Raw genomic sequence first — 15,224 nt, forward strand, 5'->3', positions numbered from 1 at the left:
TGGAACATCCGCGTTGGAGGTTGCGCGTGAGCGTGCCCGGATACCGCGATACGCAGGGACGGCCCTGGGACGACCACGCCCCCGTGGATCCCGCCGAGGCCGAGGACTTCCTGGCCCTCTTCCACCACGAGCAGCAGCCCGGGGGCAACGGGCGTGAGCGCCTGGCCCGGGTCCGCGACGAGATCGCCGAGACCGGCACCTACGTGCACACCTACGCCGAGCTCGTCTTCGGCGCCCGGGTCGCCTGGCGCAACGCGAGCCGCTGCATCGGCCGGCTCTACTGGCGCAGCCTCGTCGTGCGCGACCTGCGCAAGGTGACCACGCCCGGCGAGGTCGCCGACGAGCTCGTCCGGCACCTGCGCCTGGCCGGGCAGCGCGAGCGGCACGTGATCCGCCCGATGATCTCCGTCTTCGCCCAGCACATCCCGGGCCGGCCGGCCGTGCGGCTGTGGAACGACCAGCTGATCCGCTACGCCGGGCACCGCCACCCGGACGGCACCGTGGTCGGCGACCCGCAGTACGCGCAGTTCACCGAGACGCTGCGGCAGTACGGCTGGCACGGCAAGCCCGACAACCCCTTCGACGTGCTGCCGCTGGCGATCGAGGCCCCCGACGGCTCGGTCACGCTGCGCGAGCTGCCCGAGGACGCGGTGTGGGAGGTGCCGATCGAGCACCCGGAGCTGCGCTGGTTCGCCGAGCTGGGGCTGCGCTGGCACGCCATCCCGGCGATCGCGAACATGCGGCTGACCATCGGCGGGGTGGACTACCCGCTGGCCCCGTTCAACGGCTGGTACCTCGGGACCGAGATCGGCGCCCGCAACCTCGCCGACCACGACCGGTACGACCTGCTGCCGCTCATCGCCGCGCGCATGGGCCTGGACTCCTCGACGGAGCGCTCGCTGTGGAAGGACCGCGCGCTCGTCGAGCTCAACCGCGCGGTGCTGTGGTCCTTCGACCAGGCGGGCGCGCGCATCAGCGACCACCACACCGAGTCGGAGCGGTTCCTGGCCCACATCGCGAGCGAGGAGCGCAGCGGCCGCCCGACCCCGGCCGACTGGTCGTGGGTCGTGCCGCCGATGAGCCCCTCGACGCTCGGCGTCTTTCACCGGTACTACCCCGAGGCCGACCAGCGCCCCGCGTTCTACCTGGACGCGGAGGCCCGCGAGCTGGGCCGGCGGGGACGCTCCCCGATCACCCCGCCCGCGGCCGCGCGGTGCCCGGTCGCGCACGGCGAGCGCCCGTCGCAAGCCCTCGCGCACGGCGAGCACCCGTCGCCGCCGCTCGCGCACGGCGAGCGTCCGTCGCTACCCCTCGCGCACGGCGAGCGTCCGTCGCTGCCCCGCCCGCGCCCGATGCCGGCGGCCGTCCCGCCGGTGCGCCCCGCATCCCCGGACGTGCTGGTGATGGAGGCGCCCCCGGCGGTGCCCGGGCAGCGCTCGGGCTGGTTCAACCGGCTACTGCGCCGCTGAGTCCTCGAGCACCGCGGCCAGGGCGTCCACGGCGAGGTCGATGTCGGCCTCGGTGACCACCAGGGGCGGGGCCAGGCGCAGGGTCGAGCCGTGGGTGTCCTTGGCCAGCACGCCGCGGGCCATGAGGCGCTCGCTCGCCTCGCGGCCCGTCATGAGCGCGGGGTCGATGTCGATGCCCGCCCACAGGCCCCGGCCGCGCACCGCGGTCAGCCCGTGGCCGACGAGCGCGTTCAGCCGCCGGTGCAGGTGGGCGCCGACCTCGCGGGCGCGGGCCTGGGGCTCGCCGGTCTCCAGCAGGGCGATGACGGCCCGGGCCACGGCGCACGCGAGCGGGTTGCCGCCGAACGTGGAGCCGTGCTCGCCCGGGCGCAGCACGCCGAGGACGTCGGCGTTCGCCGCGACCGCCGACACCGGGACGATGCCGCCGCCGAGGGCCTTGCCCAGGATGTACATGTCCGGCACCACGGACTCGTCGTCGCACGCGAACGTGGCCCCGGTGCGGCCGAGGCCGGACTGGATCTCGTCGGCGACGAAGAGCACCCCGCGCTCGGTGCACAGCCGGCGCACGCCGGACAGGTAGCCGCGCGGCGGTACCAGGACCCCCGCCTCGCCCTGGATCGGCTCCAGGAGCACGGCGACGGTGGTCTCGTCGACGGCGGCCGCGAGCGCGTCGAGGTCGCCGTAGGGCACGACGACGAAGCCGGGCGTGTAGGGCCCGTAGTCGGCGCGGGCCTCGGGGTCGGTCGAGAAGCTCACGATGGTCGTGGTCCGGCCGTGGAAGTTGCCGTCGGCCACGACGATGGTGGCCCGGCCGTCGGGGACGCCCTTGACCTTGTACCCCCACTTGCGCGACACCTTGATCGCGGTCTCCACCGCCTCGGCCCCGCTGTTCATCGGCAGCACCAGCTCCTTGCCGGTGAGCCGGGCCAGGTCGGCGCAGAACGGGCCGAACTGGTCGTGCAGGAAGGCGCGGCTCGTGAGCGTGACCCGGTCGAGCTGCTCCCGGGCGGCGGCGACGAGGCCGGGGTGGCGGTGGCCGAAGTTCAGCGCGGAGTAGCCGGCGAGGCAGTCGAGGTAGCGGCGCCCGTCGACGTCGGTGACCCAGGCGCCCTCGGCCTCGGCGATGACGACCGGCAGCGGGTGGTAGTTGTGCGCGGTGTGCCGCTCCGCCGCTTCCACGGCCGATGCGGTGCGGCTGTCGACGCCGCTGCGGCTGTCGACGCCCGTGGGACTGCCGACGCTCGTGCGGCTGTCGACGCCGGTGCGATTGACGACGCTGGTCATGCGCGGACCTCCAGGGTGCAGCACTTCGGGCCGCCGCCGGCCTTGTGCAGCTCGGAGACGTCGACGGGGACCGGCTGGAACCCCTTCGACGCTAGCTCCCCGGCCAGGCGAGTGGCGGCGGATGGCAGGACGACCCGGTGGCCGTCGCTGACCGCGTTGAGGCCCAGCACGGCGGCGTCCTCGGCGGTGGCGAGCACGGCGTCGGGGTACAGCCGGCGCAGGACCGCCTGGCTGCCCGCGGAGAACGCGCCCGGGTAGTACGCGACGGTGTCGCCCGACAGCACGGTGAGCGCGGTGTCAAGGTGGTAGTAGCGCGGGTCGACGAGGTGCAGGGTCACCACCGGGCGGCCGAAGAGCTCCTGCGCCTCGGCGTGCGCGGCGTGCTCGGTGCGCAGCCCGGTGCCGGCCAGGATCCAGTCGCCGGCCAGCAGCAGGTCGCCCTCGCCCTCGTTGACGCTCTTGGCCGCGTGCACGTCGAAGCCGTTGCGGGCGAACCACTCCAGGTAGGCCGGGCCCTCGTCGGCGCGCTCGGGGTGGCGGAACTGCGCGCCGTAGACCCGGCCGTCCACCACGGTCGCGCCGTTGGCGGCGAAGACCATGTCGGGCAGGCCGGGGACGGGGTCGATGAGCTCGACGGTGTGGCCGAGGGACAGGTACAGCTCGTAGAGGGTCGTCCACTGCTCGACCGCCCGGCCGGCGTCGACCGGCTGGGTCGGGTCCATCCACGGGTTGATCGCGTAGTCCACCGCGAAGTACGTCGGGCGGCACATGAGGTAGCGACGACTCATGGTCACAACCTACGACCCGCCCAGACGACGAACCATTGCGATCCGGTGCTTGGTGGCGCAGTTTCGTTGTGCAGTACGGCAGCGCAATGACGAATCGTTGCGCCTAGCGCAGCTCGCGCCAGTTGCCCGGCTGGGCCAGCAGGCCGGAGACGCAGTTCATCGCGCTGTCCTCGTCGGCGAACTCGTAGCGGCGGCAGCGCCCGTCCGCGCCGCCCTCCCGCGACTCGACCCACCAGATGCCGGCGTCCTCGAAGAGGTAGACGTCGCGGCGGGCCAGCCGGCCCCAGGTGCCGTTCCACCAGTGCTTTCTGCGCTCCATGGTCGACTATTCGAACACATGTACCAACGTCATCGGTAGGGTGGGTTGGCGGATGCCCGGTCTGGGTACGCCTGCTCCATGTCGGCGGACCTCCTCGAGCTCCTCACGGCCGAGCACCGGCGGCTGGAGTCGCTCTTCGCCGACGCCGAGACGGCCCCCACCCCGCGGCTGCGCCGCGAGGCCCTGGCCGCCGCCGCGGAGGCGCTGCGGCGCCACACCGACGCCGAGTCGCGCTTCCTGCACCCGGCCCTGCGCGAGCACCTGCCGGCCGGGCCGGACATCGCAGAGTACGAGGACGCCGAGCACGCCTCGTTCGGCTCGCTCGCCGTGGAGCACTTCGACGCCGTGCGCCAGCACATGCAGGAGGAGGAGACCGAGCTCTTCCCGCGGCTGGCCCAGGCCTGCCCGGCCGGGGAGCTGCGACGGCTGGGGGATCTGCTGGCGAATTCGGTGCGTGTGACGGAATGACGCGGCGGGTAAGCCGTCAGGCATGGCAGTTTCCGAGGACAGGCAGCCGCTGATCGCCACGCTCAAGAAGGCCGCGTTCCATCTCAAGGACGCGGGCATCCCATTCTGCCTGGCGGGCAGCTTCGCGGTGTACGCGCGCGGCGGCGAATCCGTCGACCACGACATCGACTTCCTCATCAAGGAGGAGGACGCCGGGCGGGTGCTCGCCTCGCTGGCCGAGGTCGGCTTCCGGGGCGAGGTGCCCCCCGAGGGCTGGCTCGTGAAGGCCTGGGACGACACGGAGCACGGCGACCTGCTGATCGACTTCATCTTCTGCCCGGTGCAGCGGCCGGTGACCGACGCGACCCTGCGCGACACCGACGTCATCGCGGTCAACGCCTGCCACATGCCGGTCCTCTCGGCGACCGAGCTGATGATCCACAAGGTGCTCACGTGGTCGGCGCACTACTGCGACTTCGCCCGCGGGCTGCCGGTGGCGCGCTCGCTGCGGGAGCAGATCGACTGGCCCCGGGTCTACCGCGAAACGGCCCACTCGCCCTACGCCCATGCTTTTCTGTTCTTGATCGACCGCCTCGGCGTGATGTCGATGGCCGAAGCCAACGCGCTGGCGGCGGCCGTCTGAGGGGGGAACACGATGGCTACGGACCAGTACGTCGAGGGCGAGCTGCAGCACCTGCTCGCCGAGGACGAACGGATCACCGAGCAGGGGATCCGCTTCGTGCGCACCGACACCGGGATCGCGCTCGTCGGCGAGGTGGAGAGCGCCGAGCGCCGCGACACGATCTGCCGGGTGGTCGCCGAGGCGTTCCCGGACCTGCCGGTGCGGTGCAACATCGGCCTGACCCGGGTCCACGAGCCGGAAGAGGTGGAGGAGCTGTGAGCGGAGGCGGCGGCGTGGCGGGGACCGAAGAGGGCTGTGTTCGCGTGGCGGCGGTCGGCGACGTGCATCTGGATGCCGACGTCGTGGGCCGCTACCGGCCGGCGCTGGAGCACCTCGGCGCGAAGGCCGACCTGCTGCTGCTGGCCGGCGACCTGACCCGGCACGGCACCGCGGCCGAGGCGGCGTGCGTGGCCCGCGAGTTCGGCGGGCTGCCCGTGCCGGTGGTCGCGATCCTCGGCAACCACGACTACCACTCCGACGAGCAGGAGGCGGTGGCGGCGGTACTGCGCGACGCCGGCCTGATCGTCCTGGAGTGCTCCGGCACCGTGCTGGAGTGCCGCGGCGTGCGCGTCGGCGTCGCCGGGACCAAGGGTTTCGGCGGCGGCTTCGCGGGCGCCTGCGCCAGCGAGTTCGGCGAGCCGGAGATGAAGGCGTTCACCAGCCACGGCCGCGAGCTGGCGGCGCGCTTCGGCGAGAGCCTGGCCGAGCTGGACTGCGATGTGCGCATCGCGCTGACGCACTACTCCCCCGTGCCGGAGACGCTGCTGGGCGAACCCCTGGAGATCTACCCCTTTCTGGGCTCCTACCACCTGGCGCAGGCCATCGACGGCACGCCCGGCGTCGGGCTGGCCGTGCACGGGCACGCGCACGCCGGCTCGGAGCGCGGCACCACGCCGGGTGGCGTGCCCGTGCGCAACGTGGCCCACCCGGTGATCAAGCAGGCCTACAACGTGTACCAGCTGTCCTCGGTGCTCGCGGCCGCCTGACCTACAGGGGCTCGGCCAGCTCGCCGCGCAGGAACGTCAGGGCGTGGGTCAGCAGCCGCGACACGTGCATCTGGGAGATGCCGAGCCGGGCGGCGATCTGCGTCTGCGTCAGGTTGCCCGCGAACCGCATGACGATGATCTTCTGCTCGCGCTCGGGCAGCCGGGCGATGAGCGGCCGCAGCGACTCACGGTCGTCGACCGCCTCCAGGGCCCGGTCCGCCCCGCCGAGGAGGTCGGCGAGCTCGGCCGTGCTGCCGTCGCCGCCGGCCGGGGCGTTGATCGACAGGGTGCGGTACGCGTGCCCGGACTCCAGCCCCTCGATGATCTCCTCCTCGCTGACCCCGAGCCGGTTGGCGAGGTCGGCGACGGTCGGCGAGCGGCCGAGGTCCTGGGCGAGGTCGCCGGAGACCTTGCTGATCTCCAGGCGCAACTCCTGCAGCCGGCGCGGGACGCGCACGTCCCAGCCCTTGTCGCGGAAGTGACGCTTGAGCTCGCCGACGATCATCGGGATCGCGTAGCTGGTGAACGCCGCCCCGCGGGACGGGTCGAAGCCGTCCACGGCCTTGATCAGGCCGAGGCCCGCGACCTGGGTGAGGTCGTCGAGCGGCTCGCCGCGGTTGCGGAAGCGGCGCGCCAGGTACTCGGCCATCGGCAGGTACAGCTCGATGAGGTGGGCCCGGACGCGGGGCCGGTCGGGGCTGCCGGCCGGGAGGTCGGCCAGCACGGTGAGCAGGGCCTGGGCGGCCGCCTCGGCGTGCTTGCCGGGGGTGCGGCCGGGTGCGCGGGTGATGGTCATGAGGGGGTCCCCCTGCCTTACCGTTGCCGCGGAGCACCGCACGGCGGTCTCGCGGCATGAGTTCGGCCAGACGGCGCCCTGGTCTCGAGCGCCCGGCACGGCCCGCGGCGACTGGATCGCGGCTGATTTGACGATCCGCCGAGGCCATCCGGCGCTGGAGGCGAATCCAGCGACGGATGCAGATACGGTTCGTTCAAACTACCGCGCCGCCCGACCTCCGGGCAAGACGCGCACCACCGAACGTGGTCAGGAGACCTCGGAGAGTTCGTCCTCGTCCGAGCCGGTGTCGGAGCCGGACTCGTCGGCGGCGTCGGTGGCGCCGGTCACCGTGCGGTACACCCGCTCCAGCTCCGACGCGGTCCTCTCCCAGGTGTAGCGGGAGCGGACGCGGTCGATCGCGGCGCTGGCGAAGCTCATCCGGCGCACCTCGTCGCCGAGCAGGCCCCGCAGGGCGCCGGCCAGCGCGTTGGGGTCGCGGGGCGGGACGAGCACGCCGGTGACATTGTCGATGACGCTCTCGCCGATGCCGCCGATCTCGTAGGCGACCACGGGCACGCCGCAGGACATCGCCTCCAGCGGGGTCAGGCCGGACGGCTCGTACCAGGGGGCGCAGGCCAGGACGTCGGCGGAGCGGTACCAGCCGGCCAGCTCCTCCTGGGTGACCGCGCCGACGATGCGGACCCGGTCGGCGACACCGTGGGTGTCGGCCAGCTGCAGCAGCCGGCGGGCCTCGGGGTCGGCGTCGATGTCGCGGGGCGGGCGGGCCGGGTCGGGGCCGCCGACGATCACCAGCTCGGCCCCCGGCACCCGGCGCAGCGCCTCGACGAGGTCGCCGAAGCCCTTGCGCGGCACGAGCGGGCCGACGGAGAGGATGCGGCGCAGCCCGGGGCGGCGGTGGTCGGCGGCCGGGCCGGACGGCGTGAACGTTTCGGGGTCGACGCCGGGCGGGACGATCACGGTGACGGCGCGCCGGATGCCCATGCGGCCGAGGTCGGCGACCTCGTCCTCGCTCTGGGCCACCACCCGGTCGGCGAGGGAGCCCAGCGTGCGCTCCATGCCCGCCCGGGGGCCCGGTCCGGCGTTGTGGTCGACGGGCAGGTGGCGGCGCGCGGCCGCGGCGAGACCGTGGTAGGTGACCACGACCGGCCGGCGCACGTCGGCGGTGGCGGTGAGCGCGGCGAGGCCGGAGAGCCAGTAGTGCGCGTGCACCACGTCAGGGCCGCCGCCCGGTCCGCTGCCGTGCCCGTCGGGCTTCCACCGCTCGGCCAGCGCCCGGCCGAAGTCCCCCATGAAGGGCAGCTGGTCATCGGCCGGCAGCGGCTGCACGGGGCCGGCGGACACCTGCTCGATCGTGACGCCCGGCGCGAACGGGAGCGTCTCGGGCAGGCTCTTGTCCTCGCGGCGCACGTACACGGTCACCTCGTGCGACAGCGCGCCGAGGGCCTTGGCCAGGGCCGCCACGTGCGTGTGCCGGCCTCCCGCCGTCGGTCCGCCCAGCCCGAGCGGGCTGGCCTGGGCGGAGACCAGGGCGATCCTCAACTCTGCGACCTCCACCGAACCGACTGCGCTGAACCGACTGCGCTGACCTGCCAACGCCCCTACCCGGGCCGGATGGTGGTAAACATCAACGGGCGAGCCGGAGCCGGCCCGCCGGAGGAGCACGGACAGGAGAGGCGGAGGCATGGCCGACAGGGCCCCCGCAGAGGGCAGCAGCGCGGAGCCGGCAGAGGCGCTCGCCGCGCTGGTCGCGAAGCTGCGGGCCGAGCTGACCGGGGTGCGCACCGCCATGCGGAACCGCGCGGTCATCGAACAGGCCAAGGGCGTGCTCGTGGAACGGCTCGGGGTCACCCCGGACCAGGGCTTCGACCAGCTCGTGCGGCTCAGCCAGCGCACCAACATCAAGCTCATCGAGGTCGCCGCGGCGATCGTGGGCACCACGTCGCCGGACCCGAACGCGCCGGATGTGGTGAATATCATCGACGACGAGCTGCGCCAGCACCTGGCCCGCTCCCGCGGCCCGGCCGCGGCGTCGGTCAAGCCGGACGTCGTCCCCCCGTCGGCCCGGAAACGCTCCAGCCGCACCCCCGAGGTCGAGGCGCTGCAGTCCCAGCACCAGCTCCTGAGCGCCCGGATCACGGCCGCCCGCAGCTACGACGAGATCTGCGACGTGCTCGGCACCGCCCCGACCGCGTGGCCGGCGCCCACCGCGGTGCTGCTGACCCTGCTCGACCCGGACGGCGCCCAGCGCGGCGTGGGCACGTTCGGGGTGCCGGGCGAGGTGCGCAGCCGCTGGTCGCGCATTCCTCCCGACCCCGGGGTGCCCCTCGTCGTCGCCGCGCACGACGTGGAGACGCTGTGGCTGGCCCCCGAGCCCGGCGCCCGGCGGCGCTTCCCCGTGCTCGGCGAGCAGCCGTTCTCCGGCGAGACGCTGCTCGCGTCCCCGCTGATCTCCGGCGAGCGGGTCATCGGCGGCATCCTCATGACCTGGGCCGAGGCGCTGCCCGAGGCCGAGGAGCTGCGCCGCTACGTGGCCGCGCTGCTCGAGCCGGTGGCCCGCCAGGTGGACACGCTCATCGGCGACGAGATCGCCAGCGCCTGGTTCCACGTCGCCGGCGAGGAGAGCGGGCAGGCGGCCCCGGCCCAGGTGTGGCTGCCGACCGTCGTCGACGCGCTGCACGACCCGGGCGCGCTGCTCTCCCCGGTGCACGAGGACGGGCAGCTGGTCGACTTCCGGGTGGAGTACGCCAACGGTCTGGCGCGGCAGATCTTCTCCGGGGCGCGGGTGGACCCCGACGAGGCGACGCTGCTGGCCGCGTATCCGGCGCTGGGCAGCTCGACGCTGCTGCCCGAGTTCGCGCGCGTGCTGCAGGACGGCCAGCCGCGCCGCCTCGAGGGGCTGCGGGCCGACCCGCGCACCGACGGCGTGCCGGGGCCGCAGACGCTGTCGGTGCACGCGGTGCGCCTGTGGGACCGGGTGTTCGCGGTGTGGCGGGTCGCCACCGAGGCCGACCTGCTCTACGACCAGCTGCTGCAGGCCGAGCGCATCGCCGGCATCGGCTCGTTCTGCTGGGAGCTGCGCGACCCCGAGCCGCGCTGCTCCCCCGAGCTCGTCCGGCTCTTCCACCGCGGCCAGGCCGGCGGGCGCGGTGCGGACGCGAGCCGCATCCCGGTCGACGAGCTCACCGCGAGCGTGCACCCCGACGACCTGCTCGCCGTGCAGGACGCCGTGCGGCGCACCATCGTCGAGGGCAAGCAGCTGCTGGCCGAGATCCGGGGGGCCGGGCGCGTCAACGGCCGCCGGCTCCGGCTGACCGCCGAGGCGATCCACGACGAGACCGGCAACGTCACCGCGGTGCGCGGCACGGTGCAGGACGTCACCGAGGAGCGCGCGATCGAGGCCCGGCTGCGCCGCGCGGAGGAGGCCCTGGCCGCCCAGCGGCACCGGCTCGCCGACGAGCGGCGCGCGGCCGAGGCGCTGCAGAAGGCCCTGCTGCCGACCGACCCGGAGCTGGGCCACCTCGAGGGCATCGAGATCTGCGGCAAGTGCCGCTCGCCCGAGCGGGTCGGGACCATCGACGGGGACTGGTACGACGCCACGCCCGTCGCCGACCACGGCTCGATCCTCGTCCTGGGCGACGTGGACGAGCGCGGCCTGTCCTCGATGACCACGGCGGCGCGCCTGCGCTACGCGGTGCGGGCCTACGCCACGCTCGACATGTCGCCCGGCGACATCCTGACCGCGGTCAACGGGATGCTGTGCGCGATGGAGGTCGAGCACACGGCGTGCCTCATCGTGGCCCGGTACTCCCCCCACTCCCGCGAGCTGCGCTGGGCCGCGGCCGGGCAGGTGGCGCCGATCCGCTACGACGCGGCCGGCGCCGGCACGGTCCTGTCCGGCCCGCTCGGCCTGCCCCTGGGCGAGGTGGACGGGATGCGCTACTCCGACGCCGCGGTGACCCTCGCCCCGGGCGACCGCGTGCTGTTCTACACCGGCCTGAACGCCACCATCTCCCGCCGCCGCGGCGGCGGGCTGGACCTGGTGCGGCGGGCGGGCGAGCAGGTCGACCTGGCCGACTTCGACGCGGTGGTGGCGCACCTGCTCACGGTGCTCAACGTCCCGGAGGACGAGGACGTGTGCGCGATGCTGGTCCACGTGCCCTGACCGGCCCCCGCGCGCCTCACAGCGCGCGGGAGTCCCAGTCCCACGCCAGGCCCAGCCCGTCGAAGCGGCCGAGGGCGTCGCGGTGGCGGGCGGCGACGACGATGCGGTCCGGGCCGAGGTGGGCCAGCAGGTCGTCGTCGCCGAAGTAGCGGGTGGACGCGTCCGGCCACTGCCACAGGCCGTCGTCGAGCTCGCGCAGGCGGACCTGCACGCCGCGGACGGCCCCGGGCGGCGGGGCCATGCGGACCAGGCCGTGCAGCGGGGCGTAGGTGGCCTCGTAGACGGCGGCGTAGACCAGGAACCGCGACAGCGGCAGGCCGGTGCGCACCTCGCCGTTCTCGATGACCTCGGGGTCGGGGTCGCCGGCCCGGTGGGCGTCGGCGTCGTAGGCGTACCAGTCGGTGGCACCCTGCCAGAAGCGGGGACCGCCCGGCGGGAGCATCTCGTGGTCGCGGCTCAGCGGGTAGGTGTACCGCGCCTGGAGGCGGTGCCACTCGGCCAGGGCCGCGGGCAGGCCGGGCACGCCAGGCTGGCCGGGCTCGCCGGGCTCGCCGGGCTGGCCGGGGCCGGGCGGGGCCGGCGGGCGGTCCGGGGGGCCGTACCAGCGGTACACGAACCGGCTCAGGCTGTCCGGGGCGACGACGTCCAACTCGTACACGGGCAACATCATGCCGCGTTGCCGCGCGCCCGCCCGCCGGCGCGACCGTCTCACTGCCGCGCCGGCGAGACGTAGGGCATGACAAATATTTGATGAAAGCGCTGACCCGGGCCGCTGCGCCCGGAGCCACCGCCGCCCTGGACACCCTCGGCACCGCCAGGCGGTCGGCGTACGGCCGGCGCGAAGGCCGCCGCCAACCCCGGACCGCCTCGGCACCGCCAGGTCGTCAGCGCGCCACCGGCGCGAAGGCCGTCACCACCCCGGACCGCCTCGGCACCGCCAGGCGGTCGGCGCACGGCCGGCGCGAAGGCCGCCGCCAACCCCGACCGCCTCGGCACCGCCAGGCGGTCAGCGCGCGGGGCTGGCGCGAAGGCCGCCACTACCCCCGGACCGCCTCAGCGCCGCCAGGCGGTCAGCGCGCCGCCGCCGTGAGGTGGGCGAGGACCATCCGGGCCGCCGACTGGGCGGCCCGGATCGCCTCGACGTCGGCGTGGTCGTGCGGGAAGAAGGTCAGGCGGCCGTCCTCGCCCCGCACCACGGTGACCTCGACCCGCTCCAGGATCGCGGTCAGGGCCTCCTGCGCCTCGGCCGCGGCGCGGCCCGCGCGGGCGAGGACCGTGGACGGGACGCGCCACACATCGTCGACCGTCATGCTCCTCAGCGTAGAAAGCGCCGGGGTGGTACGACAGCATGATTTTGTGCCTGTGGAAAACCCGCTCAGAGGGCCAGGATGATCTCCGTGCGGCGGGCCGGGGCGCCGTCGACCGGGGCCGGGTCGTCGGCCGTGGGCGCGACCCCGCCGGCCGCGATGCGGTCCAGGGTGGCCAGGCCCAGCGGGCGCACCGAGCCGAAGACGGTGTAGTTGGGGCGCAGTACCGAGTCGGCGAAGACCAGGAAGAACTGGCTGCCGTTGGTGTCCGGGCCGGCGTTGGCCATGGCGAGCAGGCCGCGGCCGTAGATGCGCCGCACGCCCGTCGGGTCGCTGGGGGCCGGGGGCAGGTTCGCCGGCAGCTCGTCCTTGTAGCGGTAGCCCGGGCCGCCCTCGCCGGTGCCGGTCGGGTCGCCGCACTGCAGGACCTTGAGCGTCGGGTATGTGGTCAGGCGGTGGCAGATGGTGCGGTTGTAGAAGCCGTGCCGGGTGAGGTGCAGGAAGCTCTGTACCGTGCAGGGGGCCTCGGCGCGGTCGAGGGTCAGCGGGATCAGGCCGAGGTTCGTGACCAGGGTGACCGTGACGGTACCGCGGTCGGGGGTGTGGCGCGGGTCGGGCGGCAGCGAGATCGGCCGGGCCGGCGGGTCGTCGGGGGTGGCGGTGTAGCCGCACGGACCGGGCTCGTGGGCGTGCGCCGGGGCGGCGGCGGTGACCGCGCCGACGGCGGCGGTCAGCACCAGGGCCACCGCCCACCCATAGATCTTCAGCAATTTCATGAGTGCCGGTCTAACGGATGTCGATGCACCCGTCAAGCGCGGATACCGGACCCGTTGAGCCGATAACACCGCGCTCACCAGCCCGTATATTGGCTGCGTGGATGCGCGCGGACACCGCCTCGGGGTCGACTTCGGCACCTCGAACACCGTGGCGATGCTGGCGTGGCCCGACGGCCACGTGCGACCGCTGCTGTTTGACGGCTCGCCGACGCTGCCCTCTTCGGTCTACGCGGACGCGCAGCAGGGCCTGCTCACCGGGCGCGACGCGGTGCACGCGGCGCGGATCAGCCCGGAGCGGTACGAGCCGAACCCCAAACGGCGCATCGACGAGCCGACCGTGCTGCTGGGCGAGCACGAGATCGCGACCGCGGACCTCATCGCCGCCGTCCTGGCCCGCGTGGCCGGCGAGGCGCGGCGGGTGGCCGGCGGCGCGCTCGGGCCCGCGACCATCACGTGCCCCGCGGCCTGGGCCCAGACCCGCCGCGGGGTCCTGCTCGCGGCGGCCGAGCGCGCCGGGCTGGGCGCCGTGACCCTGGTCCCCGAGCCGGTCGCGGCGGCGCAGGTGTTCTTCTCCATGGGCGGCTCGCGGCCCGGCGGGGCCTTCGTCGTGTACGACCTGGGCGCCGGCACCTTCGACGCGTCCGTGGTCCGCCACGGCGGCGGGACCTTCGACGTGCTCTCCGCCGAGGGTCTGGCCACCTCGGGCGGCCTCGACATCGACGCGGCGATCGTCGGCTTCCTGGGCGCCGTGCACGCCGGCCGCGATCCCCAGGCCTGGCAGCGCCTGACCCACCCCGCCACGAGCGCCGACCGGCGGGCGAACCGCCTGCTCTGGGACGACGTACGCTCGGCCAAGGAGATGCTCTCCCGCACCGCCTCGACGATGATCCACGTGCCGTCGTTCGAGTCCGACGTGCCGCTGGGCCGCGACCAGTTCGAGGAGCTGGCCCGCCCCATCCTCACCGCCACGGTGACCGCGACCCGGGCCGCCATCGCCGCCGCGGGCCTGTCCCCGGCCGAGGTCCAGGGCGTCTTCCTGGTCGGCGGCGGCAGCCGGATTCCCCTGGTGGCCACGCTGCTGCACCAGGCGCTGGGCATCGCCCCGACGGTGGTGGAGCAGCCGGAGCTGGTGGTGGCGCAGGGGGCGGTGGGGGCGTCGGCCTCGTTCACGGCCGTACCTCCCGCCACTGCGGCCACCGCTCGGGCGACGGTTCCGGTCTCGCCGGTCTCGGCCGCTCCCGTCTCGGCTGGTCCCGTCTCGGCGGTGCCCACGTCGGCGGCGCCCGTCTCGGCTCCCGGCTCGGCCTCGCCGGTTTCCGTGCCGCCTGCCGCCTCGCCGGTCTCGACTCCTCCGGCCGGATCGCCGCGGCCCGGCTCGTCCGGGTTCTCCGGTGCTTCCGGGCCGCCCTTCGCCTCCGGTGCTTCGGGTCCTTCGTTCGCCTCCGGCGGCTCGGGCTCTCCGTTCGCCTCCGGCGGCTCGGGCTCGACGTTCGTCTCCGGCGGCTCGGGCTCGGCGGGGGTTTCGGGAGGCCCGGTTCCACCGGTGATCTCCGGCGGTCCGGGTTCGCCGCAAGTTCCCGGCGCGCCGGCCCCGTCGCAGCCGGCCTCCGCACCGGCGGGGAAGAAGCGCACGGGTGTCCTGATCGCCGCGGCGGTGGTGGTTCTGCTGGCCCTGGGGGCCGGCGCGTACGGCATCAGCAAGCTGCTGAACACCGGCGACTCGGGCTCGGGGTCCGGCCCGGGCTCGGACAGCACCTCGGAGGTCCAGGCCGACATCACCCGCGACGGCGTCGACTGGACCACGAACGCCGAGGACTACGACGAGAAGAACGGCACGACCGTCGCCTACGCCTGCCCGAAGGACGGCTTCATCGGTACCGTGTACGGCTCCAACCCGTACCCCACCGCCTCCTCGGTCTGCACCGCCGCCGTCCACGACGGCCGCATCACCCTGGCCGACGGCGGCCGCGTGGTGATCAAGATCGTGGAGGGCCAGCAGGAGTACCCGGCGTCGCTGCAGCACGACATCAACACCACCGCGTACGGCCATACCGCGTGGGCCTTCCAGATCATCAGCTGACGCAGCGGCGCCGGTCGGTGAGCGCGCAACAGCCCGACCACGCGGAGTGATGCACCGCCTATAACAGCTGCCGGGCCGCCTCCCCAGCGGCTATGCTCGGCCCACATTCGCTGGAAATCACCCTCTGG

Annotated in this window: 15 protein-coding genes; 7 read left to right on the forward strand and 8 right to left on the reverse strand. The window is 74.3% G+C overall.

Features of this window, described 5'->3' with window-relative positions:
* Positions 1–26: 26 nt before the first annotated feature.
* Positions 27–1,469 carry a nitric oxide synthase oxygenase gene (locus ACQP1P_RS40315; protein WP_433079486.1) on the forward strand — a complete coding sequence of 481 codons (1,443 nt, stop codon included), beginning with the start codon at positions 27–29 and terminating at the stop codon, positions 1,467–1,469.
* Here ACQP1P_RS40315 and rocD read toward each other — a convergent pair.
* From rocD to ACQP1P_RS40330, 3 genes are all read right to left on the reverse strand, one after another.
* Positions 1,455–2,753, reverse strand: coding sequence for an ornithine--oxo-acid transaminase (rocD, locus tag ACQP1P_RS40320; protein WP_433079488.1), 1,299 nt, complete (start codon positions 2,751–2,753; stop codon positions 1,455–1,457). The genes ACQP1P_RS40315 and rocD overlap by 15 nt on opposite strands.
* On the reverse strand, positions 2,750–3,541 hold the full coding sequence (ddaH, locus tag ACQP1P_RS40325) for a dimethylargininase (RefSeq protein ID WP_433079490.1): 792 nt from the start codon (positions 3,539–3,541) through the stop codon (positions 2,750–2,752). The genes rocD and ddaH overlap by 4 nt, the downstream gene beginning before the upstream one ends.
* Positions 3,542–3,644: 103 nt before the next feature.
* Positions 3,645–3,860, reverse strand: coding sequence for a hypothetical protein (locus ACQP1P_RS40330; RefSeq protein ID WP_433079492.1), 216 nt, complete (start codon positions 3,858–3,860; stop codon positions 3,645–3,647).
* Positions 3,861–3,938: 78 nt separating this feature from the next.
* Between ACQP1P_RS40330 and ACQP1P_RS40335 the strand changes: the two genes are divergently transcribed.
* Genes ACQP1P_RS40335 through ACQP1P_RS40350 form a run of 4 tightly spaced genes read left to right on the forward strand, consistent with a single transcriptional unit; the run spans position 3,939 to position 5,975 of the window.
* On the forward strand, positions 3,939–4,328 hold the full coding sequence (locus ACQP1P_RS40335) for a hemerythrin domain-containing protein (RefSeq protein ID WP_433079494.1): 390 nt from the start codon (positions 3,939–3,941) through the stop codon (positions 4,326–4,328).
* Between the two features lie 22 nt (positions 4,329–4,350).
* Positions 4,351–4,950, forward strand: coding sequence for a nucleotidyltransferase family protein (locus tag ACQP1P_RS40340; protein ID WP_433079496.1), 600 nt, complete (start codon positions 4,351–4,353; stop codon positions 4,948–4,950).
* Between the two features lie 12 nt (positions 4,951–4,962).
* A complete protein-coding gene (locus ACQP1P_RS40345; RefSeq protein ID WP_433079498.1) occupies positions 4,963–5,208 on the forward strand; it encodes a hypothetical protein in 246 nt (81 codons plus the stop codon).
* Positions 5,209–5,222: 14 nt separating this feature from the next.
* A complete protein-coding gene (locus tag ACQP1P_RS40350; RefSeq protein ID WP_433079500.1) occupies positions 5,223–5,975 on the forward strand; it encodes a metallophosphoesterase family protein in 753 nt (250 codons plus the stop codon).
* Position 5,976: 1 nt separating this feature from the next.
* Here the strand turns inward: ACQP1P_RS40350 and ACQP1P_RS40355 are convergent, their stop codons facing one another.
* Positions 5,977–6,771: an RNA polymerase sigma factor SigF gene (locus ACQP1P_RS40355; protein WP_433079502.1), complete on the reverse strand. Its 795-nt coding sequence runs from the start codon at positions 6,769–6,771 to the stop codon at positions 5,977–5,979.
* Between the two features lie 246 nt (positions 6,772–7,017).
* Complete coding sequence (locus tag ACQP1P_RS40360; RefSeq protein WP_433079504.1) at positions 7,018–8,310, reverse strand: glycosyltransferase; 1,293 nt, start codon at positions 8,308–8,310, stop codon at positions 7,018–7,020.
* Between the two features lie 142 nt (positions 8,311–8,452).
* Here ACQP1P_RS40360 and ACQP1P_RS40365 point away from each other — a divergent pair, with 142 nt between their 5' ends.
* The gene (locus ACQP1P_RS40365) at positions 8,453–10,933 is read left to right on the forward strand and encodes a SpoIIE family protein phosphatase (protein ID WP_433079506.1); all 2,481 of its coding nucleotides are present in this window, start codon (positions 8,453–8,455) and stop codon (positions 10,931–10,933) included.
* Positions 10,934–10,949: 16 nt separating this feature from the next.
* Here ACQP1P_RS40365 and ACQP1P_RS40370 read toward each other — a convergent pair whose 3' ends face one another.
* The 3 genes from ACQP1P_RS40370 to ACQP1P_RS40380 all read right to left on the reverse strand — a co-directional run bounded on the left by ACQP1P_RS40370 (position 10,950) and on the right by ACQP1P_RS40380 (position 13,016).
* Positions 10,950–11,591 (reverse strand): hypothetical protein, encoded by a 642-nt coding sequence (locus ACQP1P_RS40370; RefSeq protein ID WP_433079508.1) that lies wholly within the window; start codon positions 11,589–11,591, stop codon positions 10,950–10,952.
* Between the two features lie 412 nt (positions 11,592–12,003).
* A complete protein-coding gene (locus tag ACQP1P_RS40375) occupies positions 12,004–12,243 on the reverse strand; it encodes a hypothetical protein (RefSeq protein ID WP_433079510.1) in 240 nt (79 codons plus the stop codon).
* A gap of 65 nt (positions 12,244–12,308) precedes the next feature.
* Positions 12,309–13,016 (reverse strand): peptidylprolyl isomerase, encoded by a 708-nt coding sequence (locus tag ACQP1P_RS40380; protein ID WP_433079512.1) that lies wholly within the window; start codon positions 13,014–13,016, stop codon positions 12,309–12,311.
* 97 nt (positions 13,017–13,113) lie between these two features.
* Here ACQP1P_RS40380 and ACQP1P_RS40385 point away from each other — a divergent pair, with 97 nt between their 5' ends.
* On the forward strand, positions 13,114–15,096 hold the full coding sequence (locus ACQP1P_RS40385; protein ID WP_433079514.1) for an Hsp70 family protein: 1,983 nt from the start codon (positions 13,114–13,116) through the stop codon (positions 15,094–15,096).
* The last annotated feature ends 128 nt before the right edge of the window (positions 15,097–15,224 follow it).

The organism is Dactylosporangium sp. CA-052675, from assembly GCF_050947935.1.
GTDB lineage: Bacteria > Actinomycetota > Actinomycetes > Mycobacteriales > Micromonosporaceae > Dactylosporangium.